The sequence below is a fragment of the Vibrio nereis NBRC 15637 genome (genome assembly GCF_001591105.1).
In the GTDB taxonomy this organism is placed as follows: Bacteria; Pseudomonadota; Gammaproteobacteria; order Enterobacterales; family Vibrionaceae; genus Vibrio; species Vibrio nereis.
In genome coordinates, this window is the sequence record NZ_BCUD01000009.1 from 46,506 (window position 1) to 61,961 (window position 15,456).

14 protein-coding genes are annotated in these 15,456 nt (G+C 47.2%); 10 read left to right on the plus strand and 4 right to left on the minus strand.

Annotated features, from left to right (window positions below):
* Window positions 1-318 precede the first annotated feature (318 nt).
* The 4 genes from coxB to VNE01S_RS11365 are packed head-to-tail and all read left to right on the plus strand — an operon-like array spanning window position 319 to window position 4,580.
* Window positions 319-1,446 (plus strand): cytochrome c oxidase subunit II, encoded by a 1,128-nt coding sequence (coxB, locus tag VNE01S_RS11350; protein ID WP_174522335.1) that lies wholly within the window; start codon window positions 319-321, stop codon window positions 1,444-1,446.
* Complete coding sequence (gene ctaD, locus VNE01S_RS11355; protein ID WP_053394427.1) at window positions 1,443-3,092, plus strand: cytochrome c oxidase subunit I; 1,650 nt, start codon at window positions 1,443-1,445, stop codon at window positions 3,090-3,092. The genes coxB and ctaD overlap by 4 nt, the downstream gene beginning before the upstream one ends.
* 10 nt (window positions 3,093-3,102) lie before the next feature.
* Window positions 3,103-3,699: a cytochrome c oxidase assembly protein gene (locus tag VNE01S_RS11360; protein WP_053394428.1), complete on the plus strand. Its 597-nt coding sequence runs from the start codon at window positions 3,103-3,105 to the stop codon at window positions 3,697-3,699.
* A complete protein-coding gene (locus VNE01S_RS11365; protein WP_053394429.1) occupies window positions 3,696-4,580 on the plus strand; it encodes a cytochrome c oxidase subunit 3 in 885 nt (294 codons plus the stop codon). The genes VNE01S_RS11360 and VNE01S_RS11365 overlap by 4 nt, the downstream gene beginning before the upstream one ends.
* A 61-nt stretch (window positions 4,581-4,641) precedes the next feature.
* Here VNE01S_RS11365 and VNE01S_RS11370 read toward each other — a convergent pair whose 3' ends face one another.
* Window positions 4,642-4,881 (minus strand): DUF2909 family protein, encoded by a 240-nt coding sequence (locus tag VNE01S_RS11370; RefSeq protein ID WP_053394430.1) that lies wholly within the window; start codon window positions 4,879-4,881, stop codon window positions 4,642-4,644.
* On the opposite strand from VNE01S_RS11370, the gene VNE01S_RS11375 reads away from it, so the two are divergent.
* The 5 genes from VNE01S_RS11375 (at window position 4,880) to aroG (ending at window position 9,812) form a co-directional block, all read left to right on the plus strand.
* Window positions 4,880-5,620 (plus strand): SURF1 family protein, encoded by a 741-nt coding sequence (locus tag VNE01S_RS11375; RefSeq protein WP_053394431.1) that lies wholly within the window; start codon window positions 4,880-4,882, stop codon window positions 5,618-5,620. The two genes, VNE01S_RS11370 and VNE01S_RS11375, sit on opposite strands and share 2 nt — an antisense overlap.
* Window positions 5,613-6,161, plus strand: coding sequence for a redox-active disulfide-containing membrane protein (locus tag VNE01S_RS11380; protein ID WP_053394432.1), 549 nt, complete (start codon window positions 5,613-5,615; stop codon window positions 6,159-6,161). Before VNE01S_RS11375 ends, VNE01S_RS11380 begins: the two co-directional genes overlap by 8 nt.
* A gap of 15 nt (window positions 6,162-6,176) precedes the next feature.
* On the plus strand, window positions 6,177-7,211 hold the full coding sequence (locus VNE01S_RS11385; RefSeq protein ID WP_053394433.1) for a COX15/CtaA family protein: 1,035 nt from the start codon (window positions 6,177-6,179) through the stop codon (window positions 7,209-7,211).
* On the plus strand, window positions 7,208-8,104 hold the full coding sequence (gene cyoE / locus VNE01S_RS11390) for a heme o synthase (RefSeq protein ID WP_053394434.1): 897 nt from the start codon (window positions 7,208-7,210) through the stop codon (window positions 8,102-8,104). The genes VNE01S_RS11385 and cyoE overlap by 4 nt, the downstream gene beginning before the upstream one ends.
* 652 nt (window positions 8,105-8,756) lie before the next feature.
* Window positions 8,757-9,812, plus strand: a complete 1,056-nt coding sequence (aroG, locus tag VNE01S_RS11395; RefSeq protein WP_053394435.1) for a 3-deoxy-7-phosphoheptulonate synthase AroG — start codon at window positions 8,757-8,759, stop codon at window positions 9,810-9,812.
* Between the two features lie 81 nt (window positions 9,813-9,893).
* On the opposite strand, the gene VNE01S_RS11400 is transcribed toward aroG, so the two are convergent.
* The gene (locus tag VNE01S_RS11400) at window positions 9,894-11,951 is read right to left on the minus strand and encodes an alpha-amylase (protein WP_053394436.1); all 2,058 of its coding nucleotides are present in this window, start codon (window positions 11,949-11,951) and stop codon (window positions 9,894-9,896) included.
* A gap of 134 nt (window positions 11,952-12,085) precedes the next feature.
* Window positions 12,086-12,484, minus strand: a complete 399-nt coding sequence (locus VNE01S_RS11405; RefSeq protein WP_053394437.1) for a helix-turn-helix domain-containing protein — start codon at window positions 12,482-12,484, stop codon at window positions 12,086-12,088.
* Window positions 12,485-12,578: 94 nt separating this feature from the next.
* Between VNE01S_RS11405 and VNE01S_RS11410 the strand changes: the two genes are divergently transcribed.
* A complete protein-coding gene (locus tag VNE01S_RS11410; protein ID WP_053394438.1) occupies window positions 12,579-13,487 on the plus strand; it encodes an aldo/keto reductase in 909 nt (302 codons plus the stop codon).
* Between the two features lie 53 nt (window positions 13,488-13,540).
* On the opposite strand, the gene VNE01S_RS11415 is transcribed toward VNE01S_RS11410, so the two are convergent.
* Window positions 13,541-15,142 carry an EAL domain-containing protein gene (locus VNE01S_RS11415; protein ID WP_053394439.1) on the minus strand — a complete coding sequence of 534 codons (1,602 nt, stop codon included), beginning with the start codon at window positions 15,140-15,142 and terminating at the stop codon, window positions 13,541-13,543.
* Window positions 15,143-15,456: the final 314 nt, after the last annotated feature.

Below are 15,456 nucleotides of genomic sequence, written 5' to 3' on the forward strand. Positions count from 1 at the left end.
CCAAGTGTATGACATCTGGGATATTATGGTTGATAACGATTATCATTTGCGAGAGGGCAATCGCTAAACTGATAAGAGACTAGAAATTGATTGAGCACTTTCTTGCACAATCGACAAACCCCAACTAGCTTTTATTAACATAACTATAACAAATTACATCAGTTTTGCTGTTTACAAATTTCCCAAGCACAAGCACCACATAGACTTATTCACACGTCTTATTGGTTGTCTTGGAGTGGCCGTCAATCGTGATGGAAAAGACAGAGGAGAGGTCTTTTGAAAAGAATACAGGATGTATTGTGGCGAGTGCTCGCTGTTATGCTGACTGCCATTGTTTCGTCTGTACAGGCTGAAGAAAGCGCGTTCAACATGACCAAGGGCGTCACAGATATCAGTGGTAAAGTTTACGATCTTCACATGCTGATCTTCTATATCTGCTGCGCCATCGCACTTGTTGTGTTTGGTGCCATGTTCTATTCCATGTTTCGTCACCGCAAGTCTAAAGGCGCGGTCGCGGCCAATTTCCATGAAAGCACCAAAGTTGAGGTAGTCTGGACCGTCATTCCTATCATTATCCTTGTGCTCATGGCGATTCCCGCGACGAAAACGCTCGTCGCCATGGAAGACACTTCTCAGTCCGATCTGACAGTTCGAATTACCGGCTCGCAGTGGAAGTGGCATTACAGCTATTTTAACGAAGGGGTGGAGTATTTCAGTCTGCTCGCGACCAGCCAAAAAGCGATTGATGGCGTTGAAGAGAAAGGGGCGCATTATCTGTTGGAAGTGGATGAACCACTTGTTCTACCAATCAATCGAAAAATCCGTTTTCTCCTCACATCAGACGATGTCATCCATTCGTGGTGGGTGCCCGATTTTGCGGTAAAGAAAGACACCATTCCCGGCTTCATTAACGAGGCATGGACGCGCATTGATAAGCCCGGTGTGTACCGCGGTCAATGTGCTGAGCTGTGTGGGCGCGCGCATGGCTTTATGCCGATTGTGGTACATGCCATGGAAGAAGATAAATACGACCAATGGTTATTAGCCAAAAAAGACGAGATAGCGAAAGCAGAACAAGAAGCTGCGGCCTCACTAACTGCGACGCTCTCAAAACAAGAGCTGATGACCCTAGGCGAGAAAACTTACCTGGACAGATGCGCGGTATGTCACCAAGCCACTGGCGCTGGCATACCTGGTGCTTTTCCGGCTATTACTGGCAGTCAGGTGGCGACTGGCGATGTGTCGGTGCACATCGATACGGTTGTGAATGGTCGACCGGGAACGGCAATGCAGGCATTTTCTAATCAGCTGAGTGATAAAGAGATCGCAGCTGTGGTCACTTATCAACGAAATGGACTGGGTAACAGTGTGGGCGACTTGGTGCAAGCATCGGATGTCAATGCGTTTAAAGCTGCAACGTCGCAAACGTCTAAGGAGGGACAATGAAAACGTCCAAACCTGAGTCAGAAAATATTAAAGCGGCACCCGTTGCGGATGCAGATTTGAGCCGAGCAAATAGTGCGATTGCGGTCGAAGACGATCATCATCATGAAGCGCCCAAAGGAATCGCCCGTTGGATCTACTCGACCAACCATAAAGATATAGGGACTCTCTATCTCTGGTTTAGCTTCATTATGTTTCTCACTGGCGGCGCGATGGCGATGGTCATTCGCGCTGAACTCTTCCAGCCCGGACTTCAACTGGTGGAGCCGCAGTTCTTTAACCAGATGACAACAGTGCATGGTTTGGTGATGGTATTTGGGGCGGTGATGCCGGCATTTACCGGGCTTGCCAACTGGATGATCCCGATGATGATTGGCGCGCCTGACATGGCACTGCCACGTATGAATAACCTCAGTTTTTGGATCTTACCTTTCGCGTTTTTAATCTTACTTTCCTCTTTGTTTACCGCGGGTGGCGCTCCTGACTTTGGTTGGACCTTCTATGCACCGTTATCGACCCAGTACAGCCCAGATAGCACCGCGTTGTTTGTCTTCTCCGTACATATTATGGGGATCAGCTCCATTATGGGGGCGATCAATGTGATCGTAACGATTGTGAATATGCGCGCCCCGGGGATGACTTGGTTCAAAATGCCGATGTTTGTTTGGACGTGGCTGATCACTGCATTTTTGCTGATTGCGGTTATGCCTGTCTTGGCAGGGGCGGTCACCATGGTGCTGACTGATAAATACTTTGGCACCTCATTTTTCGATGCCGCTGGGGGCGGGGACCCAGTCATGTTCCAGCACATCTTTTGGTTCTTTGGTCACCCCGAAGTGTACATCATGATTTTGCCGTCCTTCGGTATCATTTCGGCCATTATCCCTGCATTTAGCGGTAAAAAGCTTTTTGGTTACCATTCAATGGTCTACGCGACTTGCAGTATTGCGCTGTTGTCGTTTTTGGTGTGGGCGCACCACATGTTTACTACCGGTATGCCCGTGTTTGCCGAATTGTTCTTCATGTATTGCACCATGCTCATTGCGGTGCCGACGGGAGTAAAAGTCTTTAACTGGGTAGCCACCATGTGGCGTGGCGCAATGACGTTTGAAACTCCGATGCTGTTCGCGATCGCATTTATTATTCTATTCACTATCGGAGGGTTCTCTGGGTTGATGCTGGCGATTGTGCCCGCTGATTTCCAGTACCACGATACCTACTTTGTGGTGGCGCATTTCCATTACGTGCTGGTGTCGGGGGCGGTCTTTTCTATTATGGCAGCAGCGTATTATTGGTTGCCGAAATGGACTGGCAATATGTACGACCATAAGTTGAGTTTGTTGCATTTTTGGTGCTCGGTGATCTCGGTTAACGTGCTCTTTTTCCCGATGCACTTTTTAGGTTTGGCTGGTATGCCAAGACGGATCCCGGATTACGCGATCCAGTTTGCGGACGTGAACCAAATTGTATCGATTGGCGGTTTTGCGTTTGGCTTATCACAATTGATCTTCTTGTGGGTGGTGATCAAGTGTATTCGAGGCGGAGAAAAAGCGACCGACAAACCTTGGGAACACGCTGAAGGGCTAGAATGGACGCTGCCAAGCCCGGCACCTCATCATACCTTCTCTACGCCACCAAAGATTGATTGAAGGTGATCTCATGGACGAGCACAACAAATCAAATAAAAAGCTGACCTTGCGCCTACTGATGGCGACGGTCGCGATGTTTGGCTTTGGTTTTGCTCTGGTGCCTTTGTATGACGTGATGTGCGATACGCTTGGGATTAACGGCAAAACCAACACGGAGTCTGCGCTGCAACCGCAAGGTATGGTGCCTGATGAGTCCCGTGTGATCAAAGTGGAATTCATGGCACACCCCAATCAGGACATGCCATGGTCATTTGAGCCCAAGCAAACACTGATGGACGTGCATCCGGGCCAAGTGATTCAAACCGCTTATGTGGCTAAAAACCTCGCCAATCACCGAATTGTGGGTCAAGCGGTGCCGTCTGTTTCGCCCGGTTTAGGAGCGAGCTACTTTAACAAAATTGAGTGTTTCTGTTTCAACAAGCAGCCTCTGGCTGGGCAAGAACAGGCGGAAATGCCACTGATTTTTTATATCGAACCTGATATTCCGGAATCCATTCACACCTTAACGCTGTCTTACACTCTGTATGACATTACTCAGCAATCGGCAGAGCCCGAAGAAGTCGCTGCGTTGGTTGTGAATGATTCAATACAAGGAGCATTACAATGAGCTCAAAACATCAACCTTACTATGTGCCAGCGCAAAGCAGTTGGCCAATCGTTGGCGCCATTGCCCTCTTCCTCATTGCTGTTGGTGCGGGGATTACTGTTCAGAATATGGCCGAAGGTGGCGAGGGGAGTGTATTTGGCAAACTGATATTGCTGTGCGGCTTATTGTTTCTGCTTTATATGTTTGCTGGCTGGTTCAGCAACGTCATTACCGAATCAATGAGTGGCAAATACTCCCATCAGATTTCCCGTTCGTTCAGGCAAGGGATGAGCTGGTTTATTTTTTCTGAAGTGATGTTCTTTGGGGCGTTTTTTGGGGCGCTGTTTTACGCAAGAATGGTCGCTGTTCCGTGGTTGGGTGGCGCAAGTAACAATGCCATGACGCATGAGTTACTTTGGCCGACCTTTGAAGCGTTTTGGCCGCTGACCACCACACCGTCTGGTGACACAACGCAAGCAATGGGCTGGCAAGGGATCCCGCTCATCAACACTCTCATCCTGCTCACGTCGTCCATTACGCTTCACATGGCGCATGTTAATTTGGAACAAAACAAGCGTATGGCGCTGATTGTTTGGTTAGAGGTTACGATAGTACTGGCGTGCTTTTTCCTTTATTACCAGGGTGTGGAATATATTCACGCTTATCAAGAACTCGGTCTGACATTGCAATCAGGGGTGTACGGCAACACCTTCTTCTTACTGACAGGGTTTCACGGCATGCACGTGTTGCTGGGTACGATTTTCCTCATCGTTCTGCTTGGGAGAATCGCTAAGGATCACTTTACGCCTCAAGATCACTTTGGCTTCCAAGCGGGAAGCTGGTACTGGCATTTTGTTGATGTGGTGTGGTTATGCCTATTTACCTTCGTTTATGTGTTGTAACTATCGCTATTAACGTAAATATAAGTAATCGCAAAGATAAGTAACGCAAAGGTAAGCAGTATTAATAGGGCCGAGCGTTGGGCTCAATCAGGCCGCTCAGTAGCGCCGCGATAATGAGGATGATAGCCAAAGCAGAGAGGAACACACGTTTACCCAAATAGAAGCTCATGGGTTTGTTTTCTTGGTATTCCTCTCCTGAGTCTGAACGGGGGCCTTTCAGCATTTCGAACATTGCTCGGACGAGGTTGAAAACGATGAACAGTAACAACACGACCAGTAACAACTTGAAAATAAATACCATGGGATTGTCCTTTCGTGGCTTATTGAAGCGACCAGCCTTTTGGCTAGGTATGTTACTAACTGTGGTTGTGTTTTCGGTATTGATCAACCTGGGTTTTTGGCAACTGTCTCGAGCAGAGGAAAAACAGCAGTTAGAGCAGCACCTTAGTGACTATGCCAACCGAGAGAGAATTCCTTTAACTGAGCTGGAGATAAACAAACAAGCATACGTCACAGGGTTACCCGTTAAAGCGTCTTTATCGCCCGTCGATGAAAAGTACTTGTTGTTGGACAACCAAACTTATGAAGGACGGGTGGGCTACCTCGCGTATCAATTGATGCAGCTAGAAAACGATCAATACGCGCTTGTAGAAAGGGGTTTTGTTGAGGCGAGCAAAATGCGTAGTGAGTTACCCAACGTGGATTGGATAGAAGATCCAGTGAGCATTAAGGCAAGGTTGTACCAAAAGTCAGCCAACCCGCTTAGCCAAGATTTGCACTTTGAATTGGGGTCACCGCATCGTATCCAGAACCTTAATATCGAACAGCTAGAGCAGCAGTGGGGAGTTCGTATTGCGCCTTATGTCATTCAACCACAAATGGAAACGTGGCCCTATCCGCAGCCTTGGCTGCCCATCCCACTCAAAGCTGAAAAGCACTTTGGTTACGCTGTGCAATGGTTTTCAATGGCTGGCGCTCTGTGTTTGTTAAGTCTGTGGGTACTGATCCGCGCGTTAAGAAAAGGAGTTCACCATGAATAACCCAGTATTACGGGGCCGCATTATCTTTGTCGCACTGGTGCTGATGTTCGCACTACCTGCCGTCATTGCCAAAACAGTGCTGGTTAACCATTGGTATCACTCCGGTGTCACCAATAAGGGTGTGTTGGTTGAACCCAAAGCCAGTTATCAGTCACTCGGTATGGAGAACCCATACAATGGGCAGCAATGGCAGCTCGCGTATGTGTTGCCCGCAGAATGTGACCAGTTTTGCCAACAGCAAGTGTATCTGCTTGGTCAAAGCCACATCGCATTAGGCAAATATCAAAGCCGAGTGGCGCCTGTTTTACTGGTGTCAGCGTCAAGTGACTTAGGTGACCTGCCAACAGACACATGGGGTGTGGTTAGCGCGACGGGTGAGCTTAGTCATGTGGTTGCCGATTTTGAATATGTCATCGTCGATCCTTTAGGGCAATTGGTGATGCGTTACCCAAAGGCAGATTCGCAAGAGCAATTGATCAATCAGAGTAAGGATGTGCTCGCCGATTTAAGGAAGTTATTGAAGTTGTCACGTGTCGGCTAGGGAAGGAGAACGTGTATGGTGCTAAAGAATCTGTTGCGGCTTAGCTTAGTGTTAACCCTTTTCGTGATTGCTCTGGGAGCTTATACGCGGCTGGCGGATGCAGGGTTGGGATGCCCAGATTGGCCCGGCTGTTATGGTCATTTGACCGTACCAAACGAACATCATGAAATCGCGTTGGCAAAGTCGCTCTATCCTTCTTTAACCGTCGAGGCACATAAAGCCTGGCTTGAAATGGTTCACCGCTATTTTGCTGGCACACTCGGGCTAGTGGTATTTTCGATTACTTTTTTGTGTTTAAAAAGTCGCGTAGTTTCGTTTGGTTTACCTTTGGCGCTATCTGTGGTGATTGTTTTTCAGGCTCTGCTTGGCATGTGGACAGTGACGATGAAACTTATGCCAATCGTGGTGATGGGACATTTATTGGGTGGCTTTACGCTGTTTTGTTTACTCAACCTGTTGTACTGGAAAGTCAGCGAGCTAAACCAGCGATCCCTCAGCTTATCGCATATGTCTTCACTGACCAAAATACTCGCGGCTACGACAGGTTTGTTGCTTGTAGCACAAATCGCTTTGGGCGGTTGGACATCTTCAAACTATGCCGCGCTTATGTGTACCAGCCTGCCCATTTGCCAAGGTAATTGGGTCGAGTATTTGGATCTTCAGACCGCTTTCCAGCTTATTCAACCCCACAGCGAGAGCTACGAATTTGGCACGTTAGATTACGGGGCGCGTATGACGATACATGTTAGCCACCGATTCGGCGCATTACTGGTTACCTTCTTCTCGCTGGCTTTGATCTATCGATTAATGCAAGAGGGCGAGCCAAGGCTAACAGCGGCGGCGAAGCGGGTGGCGTTGATGCTGATGATTCAGTTACTGCTCGGTATCAGCAATGTGTTGTTCAGCTTACCGCTGTTAATCGCCGTCGCCCACAATCTTGGTGCAGCACTGCTTCTCATATCTGTATTACAGGTCAATTATTTGTTATTTCGCCGCGTCGGTGTCGTCACCGAACCGTCTGGTTTGCAGCACAAGGAGAACGTGAGATGAGCAAAACAATCAGCTATACCTCAGGACAAGAGAAAAGCATCTGGCGTGTTTACCTGACTCTGACCAAACCCAAAGTGGTGGCCTTAATGCTGCTCACTGCGCTGGTGGGGATGTGTTTGGCAGTGCCCAGCGCGTTACCCATGAAAGAGACGTTGCTTGGGCTTCTCGGAATTGGCTTGATGGCGGGTTCCGCAGCCGCGTTTAATCACTTAATCGACCGACGAATTGATGCCGTAATGGCGAGAACGTACAAGCGCCCGTTGCCTTCAGGTGAAATCAACGTGTTGAATGTGTTTGCTTTTGCCAGTGCCATTGGCGTGGTTGGTTTTGCGGTTTTGTATGCTTGGGCTAACCCGCTAACGGCGTGGCTCACTTTTGCCAGCTTACTCGGCTATGCAGTGATTTATACCATGTACCTCAAGCGAGCAACGCCGCAAAATATCGTCATTGCCGGGATCGCAGGTGCAATGCCGCCATTGCTTGGCTGGACGGCAGTGAGTGGAGAGCTGCATGCTAATGCCTGGTTACTCGTAATGATCATTTTCATCTGGACGCCACCACATTTCTGGGCATTGGCTATCCATCGAAAAGAGGATTATGCCAAAGCGAACATTCCGATGCTGCCGGTTACTCACGGTGTGGAGTACACCAAAACCTCGATTCTTCTCTATACCGTTTTGCTGACTTTGGTGTGTTTAATGCCTGCGTTGGTAGGGATGAGTGGTGCGTTATATTGGGTGGGAGCGACCTGCTTAAGTCTTGGGTTTGTGGGTTATGCGTGGAAACTTAAATACCACCCTGATGAACGCACTGCCATAGAAACGTTTAAGTTCTCTATCTATCACCTGATGCTGCTTTTTGTGTTGTTGCTGATTGACCATTACCTAATCTGATGGTGTTTAGCTGACACGAACATCGCTTGCTACCATCACAGTGGGCGATGTCAGTGCTAGACAAACGTTTATGCAGAAAATGGTTTATTTTGCCTAAGTGGCTGGACTGGAATGCTTACGTTCTTATTGATGTAGAGCCATGTTCGGATAGGGTGCTCGGACGTTATCTTGGCGCTGGAACTCGATGGAAGGTGAGTATTTTTTAGGTCATACAACGTGCGATTTATAATCGTGATAGCTGCCTACCTCTGTTCGCGTTATTGTTGCTATTAGTAGTGAAATTCGACGAAATTCCTCAATTTTATAAGCCTAATTGCCGATTTTTCTTATTCATGTATAGCCCACGTACTCAGAGTGTTATTGGCGGAAGAAGGGCTGTTGAAACTACGGGCGGTTACAGTGTGTAAGCCGCTTTTTTACTGACTCTTGGGCGGAGAGCATGAAGTGCCAAATAGTGGGGTGTAATTTTATGTTTACACTGTCTGTAAATTATAAAATAACTAGAAATATTGCCTTTTGGAGAAATTAGTGCTTGCAACCTTCATTTTTGATAGATAAGTTACAGGGAACAGGAAATAACAAAGTTGAGCATTTATGCACCAATCCCTTTAGGTGCGGGCGCTCAAACCAAGAAAATAGGAAGTAGTAAGCGATGTTCCAGACAGATGATGTACGTATTAGTAAAGTTAAAGAATTGTTGCCACCTGTAGCCGTATTAGAAAGATTTCCCGCAACAGAAACGGCTTCTTCAACCACGTTCCGTTCACGTGAAGCCATCTCAAATATTCTAAAAGGGTCAGACGATCGTCTGCTTGTGATCATTGGCCCATGTTCTATCCATGATCCAGAAGCCGCCATTGAATATGGTAAACGCCTGAAAGTGCTGCGTGATGAGCTAGGTGACCGCCTTGAAGTGGTGATGCGCGTGTACTTTGAAAAACCGCGTACCACAGTGGGCTGGAAAGGTCTGATCAACGATCCTTACTTAAATGACACATTCAAAATCAACGATGGGTTACGTTTAGGCCGTAAACTGTTGCTTGAATTGACAGACATGGGCTTACCAACGGCAAGCGAATTCTTAGACATGATCACGCCACAGTACGTTGCGGATCTTATTAGCTGGGGCGCAATTGGTGCTCGTACTACAGAATCTCAGGTACACCGTGAACTCGCTTCAGGTCTATCTTGCCCGGTCGGTTTCAAAAACGGTACCGATGGCAACATCAAAATCGCATCTGATGCTATCCGCTCTGCTGGGGCTTCGCACCACTTCTTGTCGGTAACCAAGTACGGCCATTCTGCAATTGTCGAAACAGCGGGTAACCCAGACTGCCACATTATTCTTCGCGGCGGTAAAGAGCCGAACTACAGCGCAGAACACGTTGCGGCGATCAAATCGGAGCTAGAAGGTTCTGGTCTGCCACAAAAAGTGATGATCGATTTTAGCCACGCAAACAGCTCTAAGCAGTACCAACGTCAGATGCTAGTGGCAGAAGATGTGGCTGGCCAAATCGCGAATGGTGAAGATGCGGTATTCGGTGTGATGATTGAATCTCACCTGGTTGAAGGTCGCCAAGATTTGGTCGATGGCGTCGCACCAACGTATGGTCAGTCAATTACGGATGCGTGCATTGGTTGGGATGATACAGAAAAAGTGCTGCGTCAACTTGCCAGCGCCGTTGAAACGCGCCGCAATAATAAATAACACAACAATTAAAACGGGCCCTCAATTGAGGGCCTGTTTTTTATGGGTAGATGTTATTGATCAGTAGGTATTTCACCACTGTTATTTACCAACGAAAGCAACCACAACCTTGTCGTCGCCTAATGTTCTGGAAAATACGTAGGCCGAGTCGTTTTTAATCACCTTATGAGTTCCTGCGCCTACCGCAGGGTGACGCTGTCTAAACTGGCCAATGGTTTGCCAATGTTCGAGTAGCTTTTGACGATTTTGGTCTAATTTCCACACCATATCGGAACGCGTACCTTGATGGAAATCATCCGCATATGGGCCTAACTCTCGGCCAACTTCATCACCGTAATAGATTTGAACTGCCCCAGGGCTTAGCAGCAGTGCGTTTGCTGCATCACGCTGCATGTCGAACGATTTGAAGCGGTCAAAGAATAGCTCGGTATCGTGCGATGACATGTAGCTAACAGGCGTAAAATCCGGTGTTTCTTGTAGCGAATTGGCGTAGTTCTGATAAGTATCCTGCATCTGGCTGAAACACGCTGCACCTTTATCCAATTTTTTCTGCATATCAAAGTTTATCAGGGCATCAAAACCATCGTCGGCATATGGAGAGCGGTAGGCTGAGTGGCCCCACACTTCACCCATCATCCAGAAGGGTTCACCTTTCTGGCCATTCTGGCTGCGCCACTGCGTGAGGCTTTCACTGGCGGACTCTTTCAGTCGCTTCCAAACCTCACCTTCAACATGCTTCACGGTATCCACGCGGAATCCGTCAATCCCAAATCGTTTCACCCAATCTGATTGCCACTCAATCAGGTAATCGGAAACGCTATACCCTTCTTTGGCCACTACACGCGTTTCTGGGTTATTCAGTAGCCACTGGGGAGGAGTGACCGCTTTGTCGGACTCGGTTAAAAAGTCAGGTAAACCCGCCAGTGTCATCGTGATATCGCTAGAGCCTGGCTTGGAATAGTCCGGCAACCCTGCTCTTACCCAATCCGCACCCCACCACTGTGACCATTGTGGATTTTGATAATCAATCGCTTGGTTGTAGCTATGCCAGTTTTCACCTTTGCTCGGAGACCAATCCGCCCATTGCGGTGGCATCTGGCTTTTGTCGACGATGGGTAAGTGGTCAAGCTGAAGATCGGCGAGGGTCGAATAGCCGGAGTGATTGATCACCGCATCTAAGAAGATCTTTATGCCGCGCTTATGAGCTTCTGTCACCAGGCGCTTAAGATCGGCTTCAGACCCGAAGTTAGCGTCGATTTTGGTAAAGTCACGCGTCCAATAGCCGTGATAGGCGTAGAAAGGAAAACTGCCACTTTCACCGCCGCCAACGAAGCCGTGCACTTGCTCGACGATGGGGGAGAGCCAGATCACGTCGGTACCTAAGCTTTTAATGTAATCGAGCTTTTCAATCACACCTTTTAAATCACCGCCGTGGAAGGTGCCGACTTCTTGCTTGCCATCTTTATTGCGGCCATAACTGGTGTCGTTACTCGGGTCTGCGTTGTTGAATCGGTCGACCATTACAAAGTAGATATTCGCGTTGTCGTAGGTAAACGGATGAGTGTGGGGTGCGGTATCCACTGGTTCAAGCAGCACTAAACCGCCACTTGCTTTAGATGGTGTCAGAGTGACACTGCCTTGTTGGACGGTGACCGTTTGGCCGGAATAGGCATCTTTGAGTGTGGTTCCATCCGCAAAGCTATCCCTAAGCTGTAACGTAACCGGGCCATCTGTGTGCTTCTCACATTGCACAACCGGTATTGGCCGCTTAAATGCTTGCTTTGTGCTCTTTTTGGCCTTGCGAGCAATAGACAAGGTGTGATTGTCTTGATCGAAGGCGAAGGAATAGTCACCCGCAAAACGAATTTTTATGTCGAAGTGTGTGTCTTGGTTACAGTTGAGCGAAAGTGGCTTGCGAAACTTCACTTTTTGCTTATCTGGAGCCTGACAGCGTCCAGGCAGGTCGGAAATAGTCAGTTGATAATTTTGTTTGGTTAAAGGAACAACCAAGGGTTGCTGTGCACTTAATGGAAAGTCACGGCTGGTGGTCGTAGTTGAAATGGAAAGCGTCGGTTGTGCTGAGGCAGCAGCACTGGCCAGCAACAACCCGATGGCTGTGGTTAAGGTCTTTTGTTTCACTGGGCGTCCTTGTTTTTATGATATTTCTCTGATCATAAATCGAAGGTAAAGCTTTGACATCATTCCTAATTTCTACGCCCTAAAACTTGTCTTTGTTCACACTTTAACCGCAGGGGAGGAGTGATTAATGTGAGTTATTTCTCTTCTTTTGGGTGCCTTTGAAGAAAAGCGATCATTGCCGCTTCATCCAGGTAACCGTCGGACTTTTTATGCGCTCTCAGATATTGGTAACCTGAAATCAGCATCCGGTGTTGGTCTGGGTCAAGAGGGGATTTACCATACAGATAGCGATAAGCCATCTCGTACGCTTCCATATCTACGACTTCGGCCTGACGGTACAAGTAACCGCAACCAGTAGCTAACCACTCCAGAGAGCAGTTGGCCCGCATCGCGATCTGGTTTGCTTTGGCTAAGCTGGGTTCGCTGCCTTTAAGATATTTTCGGATTAACCCCTCTGAAATATCCACGCGTCTTGCAAAACCACTGACACTTTCTTCACCGATGAGCGTTTTTAGACGTTCTGAAAAACTCATTTTTCGTACTCCAGTTCGAATTTATCGACAGTATACGTTGAGCCTATTCGTAAACAAGCTTAGTGTGTAGGGAGATATTTTAGGAGGTAAAATAATGGTGTCGAAAGTAACCATCGCCCCACAAGGACTGGAGATGTCTGAGCTGGTTCAGGGGTATTGGCGATTAGCCGAGTGGAATATGACTCCACAGCAGCGTTTGTTGTTTTTGAAACAGCATATCGAAATGGGAATCACAACCGTGGACCATGCCGATATTTATGGCAACTACGAATGCGAACAGCTATTTGGGGAGGCTATCAAGCTAGAGCCCTCGATCCGCGATCAAATTGAAATCGTGACGAAGTGTGATATCAAGTTATGCGGTGATAAAACACCAGAGCGTAAGATCAACCACTATGATACGGGCGTCGCTCATATCTACGAGTCGGTCAACAACTCGCTAGAACGTTTAAATATTGATTGTATTGACGTGCTGCTTATTCATCGCCCAGATGCGTTGATGGATGCGGATGAAGTCGCAGAGGCATTCAGTGAACTGCATAAAGTCGGTAAGGTGAAACACTTTGGTGTGTCTAACTTTAGCCCGCGTCAGTTTGAGCTTTTGCAATCACGAGTCTCTAAACCGCTGGTGACCAATCAGGTTGAGATCAACCCAATTAACTTCGATGTGGTGCACGATGGCACGCTAGATCAACTTCAGATGAACCGAGTACGTCCGATGGCGTGGTCGTGCCTTGGTGGTGGTAGCATCTTTACCGGTGAAACTGAGCAAGCCGCGCGTGTTCGTGCTGAGCTAGAATTGATTCGCCAAGAAGTCAGCGCCGAGAGTATCGATCAGGTGATTTATGCCTGGGTACGCCGTTTGCCATCGAAACCGTTGCCTATTATTGGCTCGGGTAAAATTGAACGAGTGGCTGCTGCCGTTGCTGCGCTCGATATTGAGCTGACTCGTGAGCAATGGTATCGCGTTTGGGTTGCGTCAAAAGGCCACGGGGTGCCATAGAAGCAAACTCTTGATAAACGAAAAAGCCAGCACTTAGTGGCTTTTTCGTTCACTTAACTTTTCCAGCGAGGGATAGGCTCAGACAAAGTGAGCGCTTCGTTTGTCATGCGGTGGAATGTCGCTAAGTCGTCGGGTTTAATCGGTTTCGCGTAATAAAACCCTTGGATGTATTTCACGCCCAGTATTTCAAGCTGCTCTATCTGCGCTTCAGTTTCTACCCCCTCTGCGATGATCTTCATATCTAAGTCGTCAGCCAGTTGAATCATGGATTTTAACACGGGTTTAATGTTTGACTCTGTATGCAGGCTTTTGATGAAAACTTGGTCAATCTTTACCACATCGAACTTAATCATCCGCACTAAATTCAGCCCAGAATAACCAGTGCCAAAGTCATCAATCGCAATTGCAAATCCAAGCTCCTGAATCGCCTTTAGGTTCACTAGGGCAATATCAAGCTGCTCACTACACAGTTCCACATTTTCGGTTAGCTCCAACAAAATACGGCCAACGTAGTTTGGGTAGCGGCGTTTATAACGCTCTAAGAACTGTACAAATTCAGGTTGGACAATCTGGTATCGGCTGATGTTGATACTGATGTAACTTTCGTTTAAGTAATCTGGGTTGCTCTTAAGAAAACGCGAGATCTCTTTAAACATGTACTTAGTGATTCTATCTATCGCGCCCAGTTTTTCCGCCAGTGGTATAAATTGCTCTGGTGACATATTCCCTTGAACAGGGTGATTCCAGCGGACTAGGGCTTCACTGCCCACTAACTTACGAGAATGAATATCAACGATTGGCTGCAAATAGAGCTCAATTTGTTCTTCTTTTATCGCCGTCAGCAGTGAATATTCAATCGAAAGCCTCGCTAAGGTTTGATAACGGATGATGACGTACAATAGCGACAGTACCAAGGCAATCAGTGCCGTTTCGCCAAGATTCGAGACATACTGATGTTGATAGGAATCGAAGGTCAGAAAAATAGAAATCGTGAATGGGTAGAGTTTTGATTGGAAGTGGAAGCGATTACTCGTATCAATTTTGGCTTCGTCAGTATTGGATTGAATAACGCTGTTTAAGATCTGAATGTCGTAGCCATATTGCCGGGATTCGAAGCTTGGAGAAACGAGCTCCAAGAACTGCTCCGGATGAAGTAACGCATTAATACCACTCTCTTTGTCGTTGGCCGCGTAAACAAATAGGGTTTGCAGTTTGTTTTTGGATTCTTTGAATGACACTGTGATGCGTTGCGGTGATGCTTGAATTCTCTGCCAAGTGGAGGTGAACAGGCGAATGTTTGTGGGGCCTTCATGACTGGTGCAGTACACGACACCACTTTTATACAGGCCGATTTCTTTCAAGATCCGTGAATTGAAGACTTTAGCTTGTAAGTCTGATTTATCTTGAACGCTGCAATCTCCGCCAACTTCGGCCTCTAATACCTGAAGTTCGTCGGCAATGTTATCGATGTAGTGCTCTAGCTGGCCAATGGCGTTGTTTCCATCAGACAGAACTTGATCGCGCAGTTGGTGATAACTGACCGCTGCACTCAAAAGAAAGATGAGTACGAAGATCCCGATGATCGGAGCAAGATGTGGGAAGTGGATAGAAACTGCTTTGACCACTTTTACCAAGTTTGGATTATTTTGCGTCATTCAGATTTTTTTGTCTTACAGTTTCCTTCACTATAAAAGGTATGTTGGTAAACATGCTAGCGAAATTAATGTGTTAGGCATTAGAACACGCAAAAATAGTGTATTTATAGTGAAATTCTCATTTTTGAGAATAAATATAAAACTTATTTTTTACTAAAAACTCAGTAGCTTAGTGGTGGGAATGCCCATAAATGAGACATGCATATCATTGTGCTCCAGATTCATTGATAGATGGAACAGAATGCATAGATATGCATTTGGACTTTGTTAAGTCCTCTACTGAAGGGGTAAAGAGAACGAAGAAGCCCAACGGG